Below are 20,018 nucleotides of genomic sequence, written 5' to 3' on the forward strand. Positions count from 1 at the left end.
TGCGCCCGGCGCGCGTCGCTCCGGGCGGGACCGCCGAGTTCTCGCCGAGCCGGGATCGCCGGAACGACTTTTGACCCCGCGCTCGTTGCTTCGCGTATGTCATCCGAACGAGTCGTCGAGCTTCTTCGAGAGGCCTACGCCGACGAGATCGAGACCGTGATGAACTATCAGACGAACGCCATCGTCCTCGACGGCGTCCGCGCCGAGGAGATCAAAGAGAGCCTCCAGCAGGACATCCAGGAGGAGCTCGGCCACGCCGAGCAGCTCGGGCAGCGGCTCAAACAGCTCGACGCGCGCCCACCGGGGTCGGCGGAGTTCACGGCCAAGCAGGACTCCTTACAGCCGCCCGCGGACTCGACCGACGTGTTGTCGGTGATCAACGGTGTCCTCGACGCCGAGGAGGGCGCGATCGCGACCTACCGCAGCCTGATCGACGCCGCGGAGGACGCGGACGATCCGGTCACCGAGGATCTCGCCGTGACGCTCCTCTCCGACGAGGAGGCCCACCGGACCGAGTTCCGCGGGTTCCAGAAGGAGTACCAGCGCGACTAGGCGGGACGGGCGGCGCTCGGGAGCCGGCCGGTGCGATCCCGCACCGAAAGGATGCTTTCAAGCGGACGCTCGTCGAACCGACGTGCATGTACGACGGCCTCAAGGGATTCCGCGACTTCTACCCCGGCGAGCAGTCGGCTCGTCGCGAGGTGACGGACGCGATCGAGGACGCCGCGAGCCGGTACGGCTTCCGCGAGATCGCCACGCCCGCGTTGGAGCGGACGGAGATGTACGTCGACAAGTCGGGCGAGGAGATCGTCGAGGAGCTGTACGCCTTCGACGACAAGGGCGGGCGCGGCGTCTCGATGACGCCGGAGCTCACCCCCACGGTCGCCCGGATGGTCGTCGCGAAGGGCCAGGAGCTCTCGAAGCCGATCAAGTGGGTCTCCACCCGCCCGTTCTGGCGCTACGAGCAGGTCCAGCAGGGGCGCTTCCGTGAGTTCTACCAGACGAACATCGACGTGTTCGGCTCCTCGGCGCCCGAGGCCGACGCCGAGGTGCTCGCGGTCGCCGCCGACGCGCTCACGAGTCTGGGGCTCACCGGCGACGACTTCGAGTTCCGGGTCTCGCACCGCGACATCCTCGGCGGGCTCGTCCGGGCGCTCGCCGACGACCCCGACGCGGTCGACACCGCGGCCGCCATCCGCGCGGTCGACAAGCGCGCGAAGGTCGGCGACGGGGAGTACCTCGGACTCCTCTCTGACGCCGGGCTCGACCGCGCGACCGCCCGCGAGTTCGACGCCCTCATCGCGGACGTGGAAACCGCCGACGACCTCGACGCCGTGGCCGAGGCCGGCGGCGACGAGGTCGAGGCGGCGGTCGAGAACCTCCGGAACGTGCTCGCCGCCGCCGACGACTTCGGCGCCGGGGAGTTCTGCGAGGTGTCGCTGACGACCGCCCGCGGGTTGGACTACTACACCGGCGTCGTCTTCGAGTGTTTCGACTCGACCGGCGAGGTGTCCCGCTCCGTCTTCGGCGGCGGTCGTTACGACGACCTCATCGAGAGCTTCGGGGGCCAGCCCACGCCCGCGGTCGGCGTCGCGCCCGGTCACGCCACCCTCAAACTCCTCTGTCAGCGCGCCGGCGTCTGGCCCGACGAGGAGCTTTCGACCGACTACTACGTGCTGAGCGTGGGCGACACGCGCGGCGAGGCCGCCGCGCTCGCCCGCGACCTCCGCGCGCTCGGCGACGACGTGGTCGTCGAACAGGACGTCTCCGACCGCTCGTTCGGCGCCCAGCTCGGCTACGCCGACTCGATCAACGCCGAGACGGTCGTGGTCGTCGGCGAGCGCGACCTAGAGAACGGCGAGTACACGGTGAAGGATATGGACAGCGGCGACGAGACGACCGTGCCGGTCGAGGAGTTCCCGCCTGAAGAGGGGCTGCCGACGTACGAGGACTACGAGTAACCCCCCGGCGCGTCCCGCCGCGTCGCCGACCGCCGTCAGCCGACTCCCCCCTCAACGCTTTTCAAGCGCGCGCCGGGACCTGAAGACGATGACCCCGCTGTCGACGGCGATGCCTCCGGGCGAGGTCGGCCTCCGCGTGGCGGCAGGCGTCGCCCTCATCCTGATCAACGCGTACTTCGTGGCGATCGAGTTCGGCCTGACGCGCCTCAGACAGTACCCCGAGTCGGAGATGGACACCCCCGGACTGCAGCGCGCGTGGGAGATGACGGACGATCTGGAGTTCTACCTGACGACCTGTCAGGTGTGGATCTCCGGGACGAGCATCGCGCTCGGTATCGTCGCGGAGCCGGGGCTCGCCGCGCTGTTCGCGCCGCTGTTCGAGAACACGGCGTTCGCGTCCGCCGGCGCGGGGTCGCTGCTCGGCTTTTTCATCATCAACATGGTCCACCTCACCCACGGCGAACAGACCCCGACGTACCTCGGCGTCGAGCGCTCGAAGCAGGTCGCGGAGTACGGCGCGCGGCCGCTGTACTGGTTCGCGTGGCTCATCTCCCCGGTGATCAAGGTCGGCGACTGGGTCGCGAAAGCCACCCTCAGGCTGTTCGGCGTCGAGATGACGGGGTCGTGGACGGAGGCCGAAAGCGAGGTGTTGGAGACGCGCGCGGAGCTCCGCAAGCGCCTCGGGTCGATGATGGAGGAGGTCGAACTCCCCGAGGAGCGGCGCCAGGAAGTGCTCAACGCCCTCGCCGTCGACGAGGTCGACGTGACCGAGATCATGACGCCAGTCGGCGAGATCGTCTCGCTGTCGACGGCCGCGTCGCCGGCCGAGAACTTCGACCGGATCCGGGACACGCCGCACAGCCGCTTCCCGCTCGTGGGCGAGTCGCCGGAGGAGTTCGAGGGGATCGTGTACGCCCCCTCGATCGTCTCCAACTTCGAGGCCCTCCAGCGGGGGGACGTGACGTTCGCCGAGATCGCGGCGCCGCCGATGACGGTTTCGGCCGACGCCAACGCGAGCGACGCGTACGACCGGTTCCAAGCGGAGAACCAGGAGATCGCGCTCGTGCTCGGGGACGGCGAGACCGTCGGGCTCCTCACCGCGACCGACGCGCTGGAAGCGGTGATGGGACAGCTCGAGGACCCGCTCGACGCCGACGAGCTGTAGCGGCCCGCGCTCTGCGGGCCTCAGTTGAACGCCTCGCGCAGGAACACCAGCGCCCCGCCGAGCATCGCGAGGTTGCCGAAGAAGGCGAGCCGCTCGCCGCTCTTGTCGTCCTCGTCGGCGTTCCAGAAGTCGTGCATCGTCGCCGTCACCACCGTCAGGAAGGCGACGGCCGCGCCGGTCGCGATCCGCGGGAGCCGCCAGAGCGCGATCCCGACGCCCGCGGCCACCATCATCCCGGACGCGAACGGGGCGGCGAGATCGGGCGCCGGCACTCCCGCCGACTCGGCGTACTCGATCGTGTCGTCCATGTCGCGGAAGTCCTCGGAGGCCTGCGCGGCGAGGCCGACCCCGAGCAGGACGCGGCCGAGCCGCGAGGGCGCGTCTCCGGCGTCGGCTGGCGGTTCCGTCGGCTGTGTCGGGTCGTCGTCGGTCATACGTATACACACGGTAGCATGACACATAAATCGACGTGCGAAGCCGGCGTGTGAAACCGGCGTGCGAAACCGGCGTGCAGAACCGGCGCGCGCGACGGCGTCGGGGGAGGGAGAAGCGAGACCGGCTATCCCCAGTTCCACCGGGCGTGGAGCCGGCGGACGGAGAGGTCGAGCCAGAAGCCGATGAAGCCGATCACCAGCATGATCGCCGGGATCTCCGCGTAAGAGAACCGGTCGCGGGCGTCGAGGATGAGGTAGCCCAACCCGGTGTTGACCCCGAGCATCTCCGCGGGGACGAGGATGATCCAGAGGATCCCGATCGAGAGGCGGATCCCGGTGAGCATGTCCGGGATCACCGCGGGGACGACGACCCGGCGGAGCAGCGCGCGCGTGTCACCGCCGAGCGACTCGCCGACCGTGATCCAGTCGTCGTCGATGGTCCCGATCCCGTGAGCGGTGTTCAACACGATCGGCCAGAGGCCGGCCATGAACATGACGAACACCGCCGACCGGGTCCCCACGCCGAAGACGATGATGGCGATGGGGAACCACGCCAGCGGCGAGATCATCCGCATGAACTGGAACAGCACGGTCGTGGCGCGCTCGGCCGCCGCGAAGTAGCCGACGACGACCCCCACCGGGAGCCCGACCGCCAGACAGAGGCCGAGCGCGACCGCGAACCGGTAGAGGCTGACGAACACGTGGTCGTAGAACTCGGGCGACACCACCAGCTCCGCGAGGACGGCGAACGTCGCCGCCGGCGCGAAGTTGGTGATGATGCCGCTGCCGAGCGCCGTCACCGTCCACCAGACGGCGAGGCCGACGAGGAGGCCGACCGCCGGCAGCAGGCGGTCGGTCTCCCCGAGCAGCTCAGAACCGTATCGTCTCTTGTCTCTCGTAGCCATCTTCTTCAGGTACGTCGAACGCCGGCGGTCCGCCGGTGCCTTCCAGCGCTGTGCGAACGGGGTCGTACGCGACGAGGTCGTCGGCGACGGTCGCGGGGTCGAGCTCGTCGAGGAAGGCGTCCTCGCCCTCCACGCGCGTCTCGCTCATGCGGCGGATCAGCTCCTCCGTGTACGACGGGTACGGGTACGGGTAGAAGCCGATGCGGTCGATGTCCCAGTCGGCGTTCCGGATCGCGCCCGACTCGAGGTACGGCTCGTGCTCGTCGTAGTGCGTGAGCGCGCGGTCGATCGGCTCCGGCCCCTGCGGGAGCAGGCCGCTCCCCTCAGAGGAGAGCAGCCGCGCCGCCGCCGACCGGTTCTCGCGGAGGTACTGTTGGGCGTCGACGAGCCCGCCCATCACGTCGGTCGTCCACTCGGGCTGCGACTGCACCAGCTCCTCGCGCATCACGACGACGCAGCAGGCGTGCTCGCGCCAGACGTCGCCGGTGAACCGCAGTATCTTGCCGCCGGCGTCGAGCTCGCCGATCGCGTTGAACGGCTCGGCGACGATGTACCCCTCGATGGAGCCGTTTTCGAGCGCCGCGGGCATGTCCGGCGGGGGCGTCACGACGAGGTTCACCTCGTCGTCCGCCACGGCGTCCGCCGAGGAGTCGGTCCGGGGCGTGAGCCCGTGCTCGCGGAGACCCATCTGGAGGATCACGTTGTGGATCGAGTACCAGAACGGGACGGCGACGGTGCCGCCGCCGAGGTCCGACCACTCGTCGATCTCCTGCTGGACGGTGAGCGCGGAGCCGTCCGTGTGGTCCCACGCGACGACCTGCACGTTCGCGTCCAGCTCGTCGCCGTAGCGCATCCACACCGTCATCGGCATGAGGAAGTGCGCGACGTTCACCTCGCCGGAGAGGAACGCCTCCGCGAGGTCCGACCAGCCGCGGAACAGGGTTGGCTCCGCGGCGTCGACGCCGTGGTCGGCGAAGTGGTCGTTGGCGTACCCCGTCAGGAGGGGCGCCGCGTCCGTGATCGGGAGGTAGCCGATCTCCGCGGTCGGCGGGCCGTCGCCGCCGCCGCTCCCGCCGCCGAGACAGCCGGCGGTCGAGCCGACGCCGGCCGCCGCGAGCGACGCCAGCCCGGAGTCCTTCATGAACTCGCGCCGCGAGAGCCCGCTCGTGCGGGCCTTCTCCGACGGGTTCCGCCAGCCGGCGCCGCCGACGAGTTCGCGCGCGCTCGCCGCGACGTCGGGGTCGACGCTGTCGTCGCGGTTTGCGGAGTGTTCGTGCGTCATTCGAGCCCCACCGCCTCCAGGCGTTCGAAGGTCGCCGCGCGCTCCGCGAGGAACGCCTCGTCGTCGCGCGAGCGCGTCTCGCTGTCGATCCGCTCGACGTGTTCGATGCCGGCGGGGACCGGCCCCATGATCGCGACGCGGTCGCCGAGGTACACCGCCTCGTCGATGTCGTGGGTGACGAAGACGGCGGTGACGCCGAGCTCGTCGACGATCCGGAGCAGCTCGTCCTGCAGCTCCATCTTCGTCAGCTGGTCGAGCGCGGAGAACGGCTCGTCCAGCAGCAGCACGTCGGGGTCGTTCGCGAGGGTCCGCGCGAGCGACGCGCGCTGCGCCATCCCGCCGGACAGGTCGGACGTGTCGGCGTCGGCGACGCCGTCGAGTCCGACCAGTTCGAGCAGCTCGTCGACGTGGTCGGCGTCGGGCGTCTCGCCGCGGAGGCGCGGGCCGATCTCGACGTTCTCGCGCACCGAGAGCCACGGGTAGAGGAGCGGGTCCTGAAAGACGACGCCCCACCGGTAGTCGGGGCCCGTCACCGCCTCGCCGTCGATCTCGACGCGGCCGTCGGTCGGCTCTTCGAGTCCCGCGAGCAGGTGCAGCAGCGTCGTCTTGCCGCAGCCGGACGGGCCGAGCAGACAGCAGACCTCGCCGGGCGCGACCCGGAGGTCGAGCCCGTCGAAGACGAGGGTGTCGTCGTACCGCTTCGTGAGGTCGCCGGCGACGATCGGCGCCGCGTCGGCGGCGTGACGACCGACCGTCTCGGCACCGTCGGCGGCGGCGCCGACCGGGGACGCGGCGTCGGACCGGCCACCGGACCCGTCAGCGTCATCGTCGGCCGCCGCCGGACGGGACTCGAGGGACATCGGTTAGTCCGCCGTCGCCTCGGGCTCGTCTTCCTCGGACTCGGCCTCGTCGTCCGGGATGACGCCCTCGTTATCGAGCTCCTCTGCGGTGCCGATGTCGGCGTCGTCCGGGACGAATCCCTTCTCGCGCATCCACTCCGTCGTCGCGCCGATCCGGTCCTCGTCGGGGGCGCGCACGGGGAGGAACTCGCGGAGCTCGAACTCCTCGCGGAGCCGCTCGAAGTTCACGTCGTCGAAGGCCGCCTTGTCGGCCGCCTCGTCCTCGAGGAGCGCGACGTAGCGGTCGGTGTACCCGTCGAGGTCGTCGTTGATGTCGGCGACCGCGCGGTTCAGCGCCGCGAGGAACCCCTCCAGCTTCTCCGGGTCGGGCTGCTCGCGCGTCGTGATGGCGGCGCGGCACGGGCCGTCGAACACCTCCTTCAGCTCCTCGTCGTAGCGGCCGAGGGTGACGAACGGCTCCAGCACCGCGATGGAGTCGACCTCGCCGTCCTTCACCGCGTCGAAGCGGTCCTCGGCCTCGCCAACGTGTTCGAGGACGATCTCGTCGTCCTCGAACCCCTCGTTCTCCAGCATCTCCCGCATCGAGTAGAACGAGGTGGCGTACTTGTTGATCCCGACGGAGCGGCCGCGCAGGTCGTCGATCGTCTCCGCGTCGTCGGCGGCGTCGACGAAGACGACGCGGTCCCACTCGCTGTAGGAGCCGACGATGTCGCGGTCGGTCTCGGAGACCTCCTGCACCGCGTTCCACTCGCAGACGCCGTGGGTGCCGCCGTCCTCGTCCATGTCGTCCCACCAGTCGGCGTCGAAGGCGTTCTCGCCCTCGAACTCCTGCGTCCCCGGCGCGAAGTACGAGAGGTCGGCGTCGACGCCCTCGTCCTCGAAGTACCCGTTCTCCTCCGCCACGTCCTGCACGAGTCTCCACGTGAAGTATTCGTGGGAGACATTGAGATCTGACATCGAATGTCTCTTGGTTTTATTGTAAGGTATAGCTCCGGAAACCGACAAGCATGAGCGGTGAAACCGTCTTCGCGCAAATGTTGCGACGGCCGACGAGCCTCGTTCATTGACGCTTCGACAGAATCACCGTAACGTCCCGCTACGTCCCGAGACACGCCCGTTCTGCGGCAGCGACCGTGAGCCGTTCGCACTCGGGAAATCGGCAACATTTATCTCATCCTGCGTCGCTGGAGAGAAGTCGGCCACTCAGCCCTTCTCAATGCGATTCAGCAGGGTTTCGGTCGCGTCGGCGTCGAACGACATGGGTCGTCGCCACCACGGCCCCTTCCCGGAGTCGCTGGAGAGCGCCGTGACGAGGCGGTTCGCGTCCGCGCCAGCCTCGGGCGTGCTCAGCGGGACGACGCGCTCGAAGAGCCCGGAGGCCGTCGGGTCGCCGGCGACGACGACCCGCGCGTCGAACGGGTCGCGCTTCAGGTGGGCGTTGGTCGGCGCGAGCGCGGCCGCCGCGTCGCGGTCGACGGCGCGGTCGCCGTCACCGACCGCGAGCACCCGCTCGACGCGGATCCCGGCGAAGAGGTACGCGCCCCAGTCGGGCGCGATGTCGTCGTCGGGATCGAGGCCGCCGGCGTCCGCGTCGCGACCGCCGGTCTCGCCCGGTCCGACCCACCCGTGGGGGCGCAGCGACAGCGTCGCGTAGAAGAACAGCCAGTCGCCCGGTTCGAGGCCGGCGATCCGACCGGCCTTCACGCCGTGGGGGTCGCCGTAGGTCGCGCGGTCGCGGCCGTGGACGCCGGGGAATTCCGGATCCATGTGGACCGGGGTCTCGCGCAGGTCGGCGGGCACCGCGAAGGGGAGATCGAGGTCGCCGTAGGTCGGGAGGGGTTCGTCCACCGGGAACCGCTCGCGCGGGAGCGTCGCCGCCGACTCCGGGATCGGCACGTACGCGAACGACCCGTCGGGGTAGACGGGGCCGCGGAAGCCGGGTTGGTTCGTGTTGGCGGCGACGTTGACGGCGACGGCGCGGGGGTCGGTCACGAAAAGCGGGGATCCGGGCGCGTCAGTCCACCGCGGGGGCGGGCGTGCCGTGTTCGATCTCGGTGCCGAGCAGGTCGAGGAACTGCGCGATCCACTCGGGGTGGTCGGGCCACGCCTGCCCCGTGACGAGGTTCCCGTCGGTCGTCACGCCGTCGACCCACGAGCAGCCGGCGGCCTCGACCTCGGGCCTGACCGCGGGGTAGGCGGTGAGCTCGTAGCCGTCGAGCACGCCCGCGGCCGCGAGGATCTGCGGACCGTGACAGATCGACGCGACCGGCTTGTCGGCCTCGAAGAAGTGCCGCACCGCGTCGAGCACCTCCTCGTACCCCCGCAGGTACTCGGGCGCGCGCCCGCCGGGGACCACCAGCGCGTCGTACTCCGTCGGGTCGATCTCGTCGAATCCGTGGGTGAGTTCGAAGTCGTGACCGCGGGTCTCCAAGTACGTCTGGTCGCCCCGGAAGTCGTGGATCGCGGTCTTGACCGTCTCTCCGTCCGCCTTCTCCGGACAGACGGCGTGGATCTCGTGGCCGACCGCCTGCAGCGCCTGGAACGGAACCATGATCTCGTAGTCTTCGCCGAAGTCCCCGACGATCATCAGTATCTGTTGTCCCGTCATATGTACAACACCACCGCCACCTACGTCCCGATCGGTCATAACGGTACTGGCAGGTGGTGGCACGGCTCGAGGCAAACGATATCACGACGCAGCCGCTCGATCGACGCGCGTCCGAGGAGGTGCGGACGCTTTCGCGCCGTCGTTCAGACGCCGCGGCCCTGCAGCTGCTCCTCTTCGCTCATGTCCTCGTTCGACTGACCCTTCATCCCCTTGCCGATGCCGGAGGCGATGTCGGCGAGTTCGTCGGGGTCGTCCCAGTTGTTGACGGCCTCGACGATCGCGTTCCCCATCTCGACCGGGTCCTCCGCGCCGAAGATACCGGAGCCGACGAAGATGCCGTCACACCCGTGGTGCATCATCAGGGCGGCGTCGGCGGGCGTCGCGATGCCGCCGGCCGCGAAGTTGACGACCGGGAGTCGACCGGCCTCGGCGGTCTCGTGGACCAGATCGCGGGGGGCGCCGTGTTCGCGGGCCCACTTCTCTCGCTCCTCGTGGTTGAGCCCGGTGAGCGTCCGGATCTGGTTTTTGATCGTGCGCTGGTGTTGGACGGCCTGATTCACGTCGCCGGTGCCGGCCTCGCCCTTCGTTCGGATCATCGCCGCGCCCTCGCGGATGCGGCGGAGCGCCTCGGGGAGGTTCCGGGCGCCGCAGACGAACGGCGACGCGAACTCCCGCTTGTCGATGTGGTACTCGTCGTCGGCGGGCGTGAGCACCTCCGACTCGTCGATCATGTCGACGCCGAGCGACTCGAGAATATCCGCCTCCTTGCGGTGGCCGATCCGGGATTTCCCCATCACCGGGATCGACACCTCCTCGATGATCTCGGTGACGTTCTGCGGGTCGGGCATCCGCGCGACGCCGCCGCGCTTGCGGATGTCGGCCGGGACCGCTTCGAGCGCCATCACCGCGACAGCGCCGGCGTCCTCCGCGATCCGCGCCTGCTCGCGGGTGACGACGTCCATGATCACGCCGCCCTTCTGCATCCGCGCGAAGCCGCGCTTGACTAGGTCGGTCCCCCGCTTCAGCTCCTCCAGATCCGTGGCCTCTGCCATGTCCGATCGGTGGGCCGCCGGCCACTTAACGGGTCGCTTTACCCGGAGTTGGAGGGGTATCGTCGGGTCGGTCCCGGAGCGTCGGCGCCGACCGGATTCCCGAGCGATCGCAACCGCGAAGGCCCTCGGGGGCGAGACGCGAGCCGTGACGACCGGAGCCATCCTCGCCGGGGGGCGCTCGACGCGCTTCGGCGACCGCGATAAGGCGACCACCCCGCTCGCGGGCGTCCCCATGGTCCGCCGCGTCGCGGACCGGCTCGCCGGCGACGCCGACCCGGTTCCGCCGGGTGCCGACCGCGCCGCCGGCGGCGACCCGATCGTCGACGAGCTCGTGATCAGCTGTCGCCCCGATCAGCGGGAGGCGATCGCCAGCGCGCTCGGGGGGCTCTCGCTCCCGCTCCGCTGGGCGATCGACGACGAGGCGGGTCTGGGGCCGGTCGCGGGGATCCAGAACGCCTGCCGGACCGCCGCCGCCGAGTACGTCGCCGTCGTCGCCTGCGACATGCCGTTCGTCGACCCGTCGTTTCTCGCGGGGCTCACCGACGACGCCGCGGGACGCGACGCCGCGATCCCCCGGCTCGACGACGGCTGGCTCCAGACGACGCAGGCGGTGTACCGCGCGGAGCCGATGGCGGCCGCCTGCGAGCGCGCCCTGGCCCGGGGCGACCGAAAAGTGCTGGCGCCGATCGACGGGCTCGACCGCGTCGTGGTTGGCGACGCCGCGATCCGCGAGCGCACCGCGGAGCGGACGTTCACCAACGTCAACACGCGGACGGAGCTCGCGGAGGCGGAGGCCGTGGTCTCGGAGGCCCTCACCGACACCGACGCCCGGTGATCGAACGGGGGTGTCGAACGCCCGCCGTCACTCCCGTAACAGCTCGTACGCCTCGTTCAGCTCCTTGAACGCCGCCTCGTCGCCCGCCTCCCCGTCCGGGTGGAGCCGCTTCGCCCGCTCCCGGTAGGCGGACCGAATCGTCTCGCTGTCGGCGGTCCGGTCGACCCCGAGCGTCGCGTACGCCTCGCGCTCGGACATCCCGCTCGCCGACGGAGCGCGGTCGCGGGGGTCGCGACCGTCGGCGCCGCCGGCTCCGGATCGAGCTCCGCGACCGCCGGTGCCGCCCGCCGCTCCGCGACCGAACCCGCCGTCCGTCGCGCCGGCCGAGCGGTACGCGGATCGACGGTGTTCGGCGGCCCGTGCGCGCTGTCGGGCCCGTGCGCGCTCTCCGGGCCCCACCTGCGCGGCCTCGCGTTGGACGCGGTCGCGGAGCCGGCCGCTGGCGTGGTACCAGAGGAAGTACGAGACGACGGCGAACGGAACGGCGACCGCCAACAGGACGGGGGAGACGACGACTCCGGCGACGAGCAGGAGGGCCGTCAGGCCGATGAACGTCGCTGCCATGCCGACGACGATCGCGCGGTTCGTCACGGTCTCCCTCAGGGCTCCATCGTTGTAAGCGCTCGGGCGGAAGGCGAGCGCTCCGGGCGGATATCGGGCAACGGCGTGTTCGATCGCACGGGGGCGATCGCTCAGGCGAGGGTGTCGCTCCCGCCGAGGCCGTCCACGGAGTGGCGGACGTACTGGACCGCGATCCCGGCGACGAACAGCGCCGCGAACGCGGGGTTCGAGAGCGTCGCCTGCTCGACGAACGCCACGGGCTCGCCGGCGGCGACGGCTCGCCAGACGGGGACGGTCGTCGCCACGAGCCCGGCGCCCAACGCGACGAGCGACAGCGTGATGATTGAGTCGTAGTACCGTAGCGCGAGGAGTCCGGCGACCGCACCGACGACCACCGCGATCAGGAGGAACCGCTGAAACGCGGGCTGTGAGAGCAGCGACGACTCGATCGCCGCGTCCACCGCGACCGCGTCGGCCCCGGACGCTCCGGGGCGGTAGAACTGCCGGAGGAGCGATTCGCCGGCGGTCAACACCAGCACGGCGAGGGTCGCGAAGACGAACGCCGCGATCGACACCGCAAACCGCGCCGCCAGCGGGATCAGCACTCGACCGAGCACGGTGCCGATCAGCACGGCCGCCCCGGCGAGGAGCAGCCGTTCCCCGCCGGCCGGCGGGGCCGCCGTGAGCTCGGGGACCACCACCCAGCCGACGAACCCGCCGACGATCGCGCCGCCGAGCCAGCTGATCCATCCGAGCACGTGGTCCTTGAGGCCGTACGCGCTGACGACCAACACGGCTCCGACGAGGGTGTTCACCGCGAGCACCGCCAGCGCGAACGGCTCCGACGAAAGTGACATGCGTTGACACTATTCAGCGATCGACTTAGTTGTCCGGGCGACACCGCCGCCCGGCTCCGCACCGCTTATGCCCGCGGGCGACCGGACTCGTGGTATGCCGACTGCGGACCGCGAGACGGTGACCGGGCTCCCGCCGGGGATCGCCGACGCCCGCGAGGAGCTGACGCCGATGCTCTCGCAGTACGCCGACCTGTGTGCGGCCCACGAGGACGCCCTCGTGCTGTTCCAGGTCGGCGACTTCTACGAGGCGTTCTGCGAGGCTGCCGAGGCGGTCGCCCGCGTCTGCGAGGTGACGCTGACGGAGCGCTCCGACTCGACGGGCGACTACCCGATGGCGGGCGTGCCCATCGACAACGCCGCCCCCTATCTCGAATCGCTGCTCGACGCGGGGTACCGCGTCGCCCTCGGCGACCAGGTCGAGGACGCCGAGCAGGCGTCGGGGCTCGTCGACCGGGCCGTCACCGAGGTGATCACGCCCGGCACCGTCGTCGAGGACGAGCTGCTGGACGCCGGGACGACGAACTACGTGGCGGCGGTGGCGGCCGGGGAGGGTGACGGCGGGACCGGCGCCGAGCCGGACGCCGTCGGCCTCGCCGCCGTCGACGTCTCCACCGGCGAGTGCCTCGTCACGTCGGGCGACCGCGACGCGGTCGCGGAGGAGCTCGACCGGGTCGCCCCCGCGGAGCTGATCGCCGGGCCGGACGCCCCCGCCTTCGAGCCGGCCGACGCCGAGCGGGGGTGGACGACCCACGCGTACGACGACGCCGTCTTCGAGCGGCGGGCCGCGATCGAGCGGCTGGAGCCGTACCTCCCCGCCCCCGACCGCCGGTTCGAGGGGAACGCCGAGCTCCGCGCCGCCGGCGCCGTCCTCGCGTACGCCGAGTACACGCAGGGCGACGACGGCCCGCTCTCGTACGTCACCCGGATCCGGCGGTACGACCCGCGCGACCGCCTCCGGCTCGACGCGGCCGCCCAGCGCAGCCTCGAACTGTTCGAGAACCGGGGGTTGGGCGCCAGCGACACCCTCTTCGACGCGCTCGACGAGACCAGCTGCGCGCTCGGCCGCCGGTGCCTCGAACGGTGGCTCCGGCGCCCGCTCGTGGACGCCGACGCGATCCGGAGCCGCCACGACGCCGTCGGCGAGCTGGCCGACCGCACGCTCGTTCGCGAGGGACTCGCCGACGCGCTCGGGGCGGCCTACGACCTCGAACGCCTCGTCGGGCGGATCTCCCGAGGGCGCGCCGACGCGCGCGACCTGCGCTCGCTGCACGCGACGCTGGCGGTCGTGCCGGCGCTGAAGGCGACGCTGGCGGGGGCGGATGGCGACGCCGACGCGGACGCCGACCGCCCCCGCACCGACCACCTCCGCGACCTCCGCGACCGGCTCGACGAACTGACTGAGGTCCGCGAGCTGATAGACGAGGCGATCGCCGCGAACCCCCCGCCGGAGATCACCGAGGGCGGCGTCGTCCGCGAGGGGTTCGACGACGACCTCGACGACCTCCGGGCCACCGAGCGCGAGGGGCGCGAGTGGGTCGCGGAGCTCGAGGCGAGCGAGCGCGAGCGCACCGGCATCGACTCGCTGTCGGTCGGCCACAATCAGGTCCACGGCTACTACATCGAGGTGACCGACGCCAACCTCGATCGCGTCCCCGACGACTACCGCCGCCGGCAGACGCTGAAGAACAGCGAGCGCTACTACACCCCCGAGCTGAAGGAGCGCGAGGAGGAGATCGTCGGCGCCGCGGAGCGCGCGGACGCCCTCGAGTACGAGCTGTTCGTCGACGTGCGCGAGCGCGTCGCGAGCGAGACGGAGCGGATACAGGGGCTCGCGGACGCCATCGCCGAGATCGACGCGCTCCGCTCGCTGGCGAGCGTCGCCGTCGAGCACGACTACGTCCGCCCGACGATCGTCGGCGACCCCGACGCGGGGGTCGAGATCGAGGGGGGGCGCCACCCGGTCGTCGAGCGCGCCGAGGAGTCGTTCGTCCCGAACGACGCGGACCTCCCGCGCGGGTCGATCGGGGTGATCACGGGGCCGAACATGAGCGGGAAGTCGACGTACATGCGGTCGGTGGCGCTCGCGGTCGTGCTCGCGCAGACCGGCTCGTTCGTCCCCGCGCAGGCGGCCTCGCTCCCCGTCTTCGACCGACTGTTCACCCGCGTCGGCGCCTCCGACGACATCGCCGGCGGCCAGTCGACGTTCATGCGCGAGATGAGCGAGCTGACGGAGATCCTCCACGACGCCGGCCCGGACTCGCTCGTCCTCCTCGACGAGGTTGGCCGCGGCACCGCCACGACCGACGGGCGGGCCATCGCCCGCGCCGCCGCCGAGTTCATCCACGACGAACTCGGCGCGACCGCCCTGTTCGCCACCCACTACCACGACCTGACCGACCTCGCGGCGGAGCGGGAGCGCGCCTTCAATCTCCACTTCACGGCGACCCGCGAGGGCGGCGACGTGACGTTCCTCCACCGGGTCGTCCCCGGCGCCTCCTCCTCCTCGTACGGCGTGGAGGTCGCCGAGCTCGCCGGCGTTCCGACTCCGGTCGTGAATCGCTCCCGCGATCTCGTGAGCGCGGAGACCGGGGAGGCAGCCGACGCCGAGGGGTCGACCGACCCCGGTGGGTCGACCGACACCGAGGACTCGGCCGACATCGGAAACTGGGACGACACCGAGGACTCGTCCGACGACGAGGAGGGCGACGCCTCGCTCCGGGAGTTCCTCGCGGAGGACGAGGGCGACGACGCCGCGGACGGGGGCGGCGACACCGGAACCGCCGCCGGCGACGCGGACCCCGGACGGAAGGGCGGTTCGGAACCGTCGTCAGCCGAGTCCGACCCCGATCTGGCCGCCGCTCTCCGCGACCTCGACCTCGCCCGGATGACGCCGATCGAGGCGCTGAACGCCCTCCACGACCTCCAGTCGCGAGTCGACGATGACGGGTGAGGACCGCGTCCGTCGGCTCGACCCCGCCACCGTCGACCGGATCGCCGCCGGGGAGGTAGTTACCCGCCCCGCTCGGGTCGTCGGCGAACTGATCGACAACGCGCTCGACGCCGGCGCGTCGCGGGTCGAGATCGCGGTGGAGAGCGACGGCACCGACCGCGTCCGGGTGGCCGACGACGGCCGGGGAATGAGCCGCGAGGACGCCCGGCTCGCGGTCGATCGCCACGCGACGAGCAAGCTCGCGCCCGGCGGCGACCCGGTCGGCGTCGGCTCGCTCGGCTTCCGCGGCGAGGCGCTGGCCGCGATCGCCGAGGCGGCGCGGCTCGAACTCGTCACGAGCGACGGCGACGCGGTCGGAACGCGGGTGGTCGTCGACGGAACGGAGAGCGACGACGGTGCCGCGGATCCGACCGTCGCCGACGCCGGGCGCGCTCGCGGCACGACCGTCGTGGTCGAGGACCTGTTCGCGACCCGGCCCGCGCGCCGGGAGTCGCTCGCGGGACCGGCGGCCGAGTTCGCGCGGGTCTCATCGCTGGTCGCCGACTACGCGCTGGCGAACCCTACGGTGGCGTTCACGCTCGACCACGGTGGGTCGCGGACCCTCTCGACCCCCGGATCCGGCATCACGGAGGCGTTGCTCGGCGTGTACGACCGCGAGACCGCGAGCCGCTCGACGGAGATCGCGGCGAGCGTCGAGGACGCGGCGGGGGGAGACGAATCCGGCTCGATCGAGGTCGGCGGCGCCCTCGCGTACCCCTCGGTGACCCGTTCCTCGCGCGATCACGTCCGGATCTCGGTGAACGGGCGCCCCGTCCGGAACGACCGGCTCGCGGCCGCGGTCCGGGCCGGGTACGGCCGGCTGATCCCGGACGGCCGCGAGCCGGTGGCCGCCGTGGACGTCTCGCTGTCGCCGGCCCGCGTGGACCCGAACGTTCACCCGGCGAAGCGGGAGGTCGGGCTCCGAGACGCCGACGCGGTCGCGGACGCCGTCAAGTCGGTCGTCGCCGACGCGCTCACGGGCGCCGACCTCCGGCGGAAGGCAGAGGTGGACACCGGACTCGACGGGGCGCTGGAGCCCGGCGGCGGCGACGAGGGGGAGCGCCCGGCGGCCTTCGCGGACGCGACGCCGATCGGGACGTTCCGCGACCTGTACCTCCTCGCCGAGGCCGGCGACGAGCTGCTCGTCATCGACGGCCACGCCGCCCACGAGCGCGTGAACTACGAGCGGCTCGCCCGGGCGTTCGACGGCGAGGCGGTGCCGACCGCCGCCCTCGACCCGGCGGCGACCGTGTCGCTGTCGGCCGACGAGGCGGCGGCCGCGGAGGCGCACGCCGACGCCCTCTCCGCGCTCGGGTTCGAGACGGAGCCGTTCGGCGGCGGGACCGTCCGGCTCCGGACCGTCCCGGCGCCGTTCGGGAGAGCGGCCGACGCGGCCGCGTTCCGGGACGCGCTCGCGACGCTCTCGGACGGGGAGCCGCCGCGAGACGCGCGGGACGCGCTGCTCGCCGACCTCGCGTGTCACCCGTCGCTGAAGCGGGGAGAGATCGGCGCGCTCGACGCGGGGGAACTGCGGTCGCTGCTCGACCGGCTCGGCGAGTGCGACCGCCCGTACGCGTGTCCGCACGGGCGGCCGACCGTCCTCTCGGTGACCGAGTCGACGTTCGCGGCGGGGTTCGGTCGGGACCGGTGAGGGGTCGCTGTCCCCGTCCGCGCTAGGTGGGGCGGTCGCTCGGGTGCCCGTCGTTGCGGCGAGCCGCGCGCTCGACGGTCTCGCCCGTCTCCGGCGTTCCCGGCGGGTACGACACGGTCCGCTGCGGGTACGGGATGGAGATCCCGGCGTCCGCGAAGCGGTCCTGTATCAGCCCGACGGCCGTCGCCTTCGAGCGCCAGCGCGCCTGCGGCGTCGGCGGCTCGATCCAGAACCGGAGGTCGAGGAGGATCGCGGAGTCGCCGAACCCGGAGGGGATCACGTACGGTTTCGGGTTGTTGGCGATGGTCTCGATCTCGGTCAGCACCTCCTCGGCGATCTCGCTGGCTTCGTCGGGGTCGTCGTCGTAGCCGATCCCGACCTCCATGTGGATCCGGAGGCGCCCCTCGCGGCTCCGGTTCGTGATCGCCTGGTTGGTGACGAGGTCGTTGGGCACGACGACGTACTCGCCGTCGAAGTTCCCCATGTGCGTGTTCATGATCGTGATCTCGGTGACGAACCCCTCCTCGTCGCCGATCTCCACCCAGTCGCCGATCTCGAAGGGGCGCGCGAACATCAGCACGAAGCCCGCGATCAGCGACCCGAGGGTCTGGCGGGCCGCCATCCCGAGCACGATCCCGAGGAACCCGGCGCCGACGAGGAGGCCGCCGAGGTTCACGCCCCAGATGCCGAGGACGGTTACCCCGGCGATCACCAGCACGCCGACCTGCATGATCCGGCTGAGCAGCTGCTCCTGGTGAGCGGTGATGCGGTCGCTGTCGGCCGAGAGGTCCTCGACGTACTCGTCTAACACGTCGCTCGCGACGTAGGCGGTGCCGAGGAGCATCGCGGAGAGGAACGCCCGCGCGCCGATCGTCAAGGCGTTCTCCGCGACCGGGAGCACCGCGACGACGACCGCGAACTGGCCCCACAGCGCCAGAATCGCGACGGCCGCGAGCGCGAACAGCGCGAGCTGGAAGAGGCCGACGAGCAGGCGCAGCGCGAACGACGTCGGGAGCGCCTCCCGCATCGTCTCGAGCGAACTCTCGCCGCGCCCGTCGAGGAACCGCTCCAGCCAGCGCGTCGTCACTCGTTCGCCGGTCCGAACGGCCCGAGGGAGGAGCAGCCAGCCGACGGCGAGCGTCGCAAGCAGAATCCCGGCGGTCACGGCGACGCGAGCCTCCGTGCTCGCGACGCTCCCCAACAGCGCGTCGAGTCGCGTCAGTTGTGCGGTCACTGTCCGACGGTTTCCCTTCGCGGTTAAAAATTGTCTCCGACAGCTATCGATCGAGAGAACTGGGCGCAGGCGCCGGCGTCAGCGTCAGCGACCGCGGCGGAGCTCCTCGATGAGCTGTTCGATGAGCGCGGACTGCCTGTCGAGGCGCTCGGACTGCTGTTCGACGGTGTGACGCAGCTCGGCCACCTCCGTCGCGAGGTCCTCACCCTCGACGCCGGCGCTCTCGAACGGTGAGCCGTCGAAGGCGTCTGCCTCGGTCGTCTCGGCCGTCTCGGGCGTGTCCCCCGTTTCGACGGTGTCGGTCGCCGCGATCTCCTCCGCGGTGGCCTCCCCCGCGGCGTCGCTCGCGAAGCCGGCCTCTGACCGCGCCGCCGGGTCGGCGTCGACGACCGGCTCCGGCTCGGAATCCGCGATCGGGTCGTCGGCGAGCGGATCGTCGCCGAGCGGGTCCGAGTCGACGGCGTGGCCGGCGACCGGCTCCTCGACCGACTCCGCGCTCGGCGCATCCGCGGGGTCCTCGACGGGCGAGGACGAACGCTCACTGCGCCTCGACGCCTCGCCCCGCGCCGGCTCCCCGTCGCGCGTCCGGGCCTCGCCGGCCGCCGTCTCGCTTCCGGCGACGGGCTCCGGCTCGGAGCGTGTCGTCGCGTCGGGCTCGGCCTCCGAAACGGGGCTCGGATCCGACGGGGCCTCGGTCCCCGGTTCCGCTTCCGCCTCCGCGTCGGCGACCGGCGACGCCGACAGCGGATCGGGGCCCTCGCCGAAGTCGGTGGTGCTGCCGCTGTCTCCCGCGGCGTCCGCGGCCGCGCCGTCGTCGTCCTCGTCGGCGACGGTCACGCGGAACTCCTCCAGGCTGTCGACGCCGTAGTACGAGCAGAGGGCGTCGACGAGCGTCTCGCGGACCGCGCGAGCCGACTCGTTGGGCGCTTTGAACCGCTCGGAACGCCCGCCGTGCGTCAACACGACCGCGGTGGCGACCGTTCCCTCCTCGAAGTCGAGGTCGGTGATGTCGTCGTAGGCGAACTCCTCGAACTCCTCGTCCCAGACGGCGGAGCCGACGTGTTTGACCAGCCGGTTGCTGGTGACGACGAGGGTAAGCTCGGAGAAGCGGAAGGTGCGGACGACGGACTCGCCGGGGTCGGTGACGCCCGTGGCGGAGAGGACGCCGGCGAGGATCGGGTGGAGCACGTCGTCGGCGCGCTTGGCCGGCACCGAGATGGTCTCGTCGCCGTCGAGGCCGTAGCCGAGGGTGAGTTTCGCCTTGCGGCGACCCGTCGAGACCGCGATTCGCTCGACGTCGTGGGAGTACTCCGAGACCGACTCGTCCGACAGCAGCCCGTCGCCGCGATAGACGAGCGTCCGCGTCGGCGTGACCGCGAGCCGGTCGGCTCCCCCGAGCGGGACCTCGGCCACGACCTCCTCGTCGCCGACGGTCCCCGCGAGCAGTTCGGGAAGGCTCATATCCCGGAGATACGACCCGCCGGCCATAAATCCGCGGGGTCCGCGTCGGCAACGGTTACGGGGGTGGTTGCGGATGGGATGGACGGGACCGTCGCGGTCGGGTTTCGCCGCCGACCTCGCAGACTCTGTCACCGGTTCGCAACCTTCCGACGGATGGGAAGGT

The 20,018-nt window shown here is 71.5% G+C and carries 18 protein-coding genes; 6 read left to right on the forward strand and 12 right to left on the reverse strand.

What is annotated here, in order from left to right; translation table 11 throughout:
• Window positions 1-96 precede the first annotated feature (96 nt).
• From DJ69_RS01545 to DJ69_RS01555, 3 genes are all read left to right on the forward strand, one after another.
• Window positions 97-552 (forward strand): DUF892 family protein, encoded by a 456-nt coding sequence (locus DJ69_RS01545; RefSeq protein ID WP_099253991.1) that lies wholly within the window; start codon window positions 97-99, stop codon window positions 550-552.
• Between the two features lie 86 nt (window positions 553-638).
• The gene (gene hisS, locus DJ69_RS01550; protein WP_099253992.1) at window positions 639-1,961 is read left to right on the forward strand and encodes a histidine--tRNA ligase; all 1,323 of its coding nucleotides are present in this window, start codon (window positions 639-641) and stop codon (window positions 1,959-1,961) included.
• A gap of 88 nt (window positions 1,962-2,049) precedes the next feature.
• Complete coding sequence (locus DJ69_RS01555) at window positions 2,050-3,126, forward strand: CNNM domain-containing protein (RefSeq protein ID WP_099253993.1); 1,077 nt, start codon at window positions 2,050-2,052, stop codon at window positions 3,124-3,126.
• A 20-nt stretch (window positions 3,127-3,146) separates the two neighbouring features.
• Here DJ69_RS01555 and DJ69_RS01560 read toward each other — a convergent pair whose 3' ends face one another.
• The 8 genes from DJ69_RS01560 to pdxS form a co-directional block, all read right to left on the reverse strand.
• Window positions 3,147-3,560 carry a DoxX family protein gene (locus tag DJ69_RS01560; RefSeq protein WP_099253994.1) on the reverse strand — a complete coding sequence of 138 codons (414 nt, stop codon included), beginning with the start codon at window positions 3,558-3,560 and terminating at the stop codon, window positions 3,147-3,149.
• Between the two features lie 125 nt (window positions 3,561-3,685).
• Window positions 3,686-4,465 (reverse strand): ABC transporter permease, encoded by a 780-nt coding sequence (locus tag DJ69_RS01565; protein WP_099253995.1) that lies wholly within the window; start codon window positions 4,463-4,465, stop codon window positions 3,686-3,688.
• On the reverse strand, window positions 4,431-5,747 hold the full coding sequence (locus DJ69_RS01570) for an ABC transporter substrate-binding protein (protein WP_099253996.1): 1,317 nt from the start codon (window positions 5,745-5,747) through the stop codon (window positions 4,431-4,433). Before DJ69_RS01570 ends, DJ69_RS01565 begins: the two co-directional genes overlap by 35 nt.
• Window positions 5,744-6,607 carry an ABC transporter ATP-binding protein gene (locus DJ69_RS01575; RefSeq protein WP_099253997.1) on the reverse strand — a complete coding sequence of 288 codons (864 nt, stop codon included), beginning with the start codon at window positions 6,605-6,607 and terminating at the stop codon, window positions 5,744-5,746. The genes DJ69_RS01570 and DJ69_RS01575 overlap by 4 nt, the downstream gene beginning before the upstream one ends.
• A gap of 3 nt (window positions 6,608-6,610) precedes the next feature.
• The gene (locus DJ69_RS01580; RefSeq protein ID WP_099253998.1) at window positions 6,611-7,564 is read right to left on the reverse strand and encodes an ABC transporter substrate-binding protein; all 954 of its coding nucleotides are present in this window, start codon (window positions 7,562-7,564) and stop codon (window positions 6,611-6,613) included.
• Between the two features lie 246 nt (window positions 7,565-7,810).
• Window positions 7,811-8,599: an Nmad3 family putative nucleotide modification protein gene (locus DJ69_RS01585; protein WP_099253999.1), complete on the reverse strand. Its 789-nt coding sequence runs from the start codon at window positions 8,597-8,599 to the stop codon at window positions 7,811-7,813.
• 22 nt (window positions 8,600-8,621) lie between these two features.
• Window positions 8,622-9,215 (reverse strand): DJ-1/PfpI family protein, encoded by a 594-nt coding sequence (locus DJ69_RS01590; protein WP_099254000.1) that lies wholly within the window; start codon window positions 9,213-9,215, stop codon window positions 8,622-8,624.
• 143 nt (window positions 9,216-9,358) lie between these two features.
• A complete protein-coding gene (gene pdxS / locus DJ69_RS01595) occupies window positions 9,359-10,267 on the reverse strand; it encodes a pyridoxal 5'-phosphate synthase lyase subunit PdxS (RefSeq protein ID WP_099254001.1) in 909 nt (302 codons plus the stop codon).
• Window positions 10,268-10,412: 145 nt separating this feature from the next.
• Between pdxS and mobA the strand changes: the two genes are divergently transcribed.
• Window positions 10,413-11,102 carry a molybdenum cofactor guanylyltransferase gene (mobA, locus tag DJ69_RS01600; protein ID WP_099254002.1) on the forward strand — a complete coding sequence of 230 codons (690 nt, stop codon included), beginning with the start codon at window positions 10,413-10,415 and terminating at the stop codon, window positions 11,100-11,102.
• Window positions 11,103-11,129: 27 nt separating this feature from the next.
• Here mobA and DJ69_RS01605 read toward each other — a convergent pair whose 3' ends face one another.
• Window positions 11,130-11,693 carry a J domain-containing protein gene (locus DJ69_RS01605; protein WP_099254003.1) on the reverse strand — a complete coding sequence of 188 codons (564 nt, stop codon included), beginning with the start codon at window positions 11,691-11,693 and terminating at the stop codon, window positions 11,130-11,132.
• Window positions 11,694-11,794: 101 nt separating this feature from the next.
• Window positions 11,795-12,520, reverse strand: a complete 726-nt coding sequence (locus DJ69_RS01610) for a hypothetical protein (protein WP_245851440.1) — start codon at window positions 12,518-12,520, stop codon at window positions 11,795-11,797.
• A gap of 94 nt (window positions 12,521-12,614) precedes the next feature.
• Between DJ69_RS01610 and mutS the strand changes: the two genes are divergently transcribed.
• Window positions 12,615-15,470, forward strand: a complete 2,856-nt coding sequence (mutS, locus tag DJ69_RS01615) for a DNA mismatch repair protein MutS (RefSeq protein ID WP_099254004.1) — start codon at window positions 12,615-12,617, stop codon at window positions 15,468-15,470.
• Window positions 15,460-17,160 (forward strand): DNA mismatch repair endonuclease MutL, encoded by a 1,701-nt coding sequence (gene mutL, locus DJ69_RS01620; protein WP_099254005.1) that lies wholly within the window; start codon window positions 15,460-15,462, stop codon window positions 17,158-17,160. The genes mutS and mutL overlap by 11 nt, the downstream gene beginning before the upstream one ends.
• Before the next feature lie 22 nt (window positions 17,161-17,182).
• Here mutL and DJ69_RS01625 read toward each other — a convergent pair whose 3' ends face one another.
• Window positions 17,183-18,394 carry a mechanosensitive ion channel family protein gene (locus DJ69_RS01625; RefSeq protein WP_245851443.1) on the reverse strand — a complete coding sequence of 404 codons (1,212 nt, stop codon included), beginning with the start codon at window positions 18,392-18,394 and terminating at the stop codon, window positions 17,183-17,185.
• Between the two features lie 84 nt (window positions 18,395-18,478).
• Entirely contained in the window at window positions 18,479-19,855 is a 1,377-nt protein-coding gene (locus DJ69_RS01630) for a DUF7115 domain-containing protein (RefSeq protein WP_099254006.1), read from the reverse strand.
• Window positions 19,856-20,018: the final 163 nt, after the last annotated feature.

Source organism: Halorubrum persicum, assembly GCF_002727125.1.
Lineage (GTDB): Archaea > Halobacteriota > Halobacteria > Halobacteriales > Haloferacaceae > Halorubrum > Halorubrum persicum.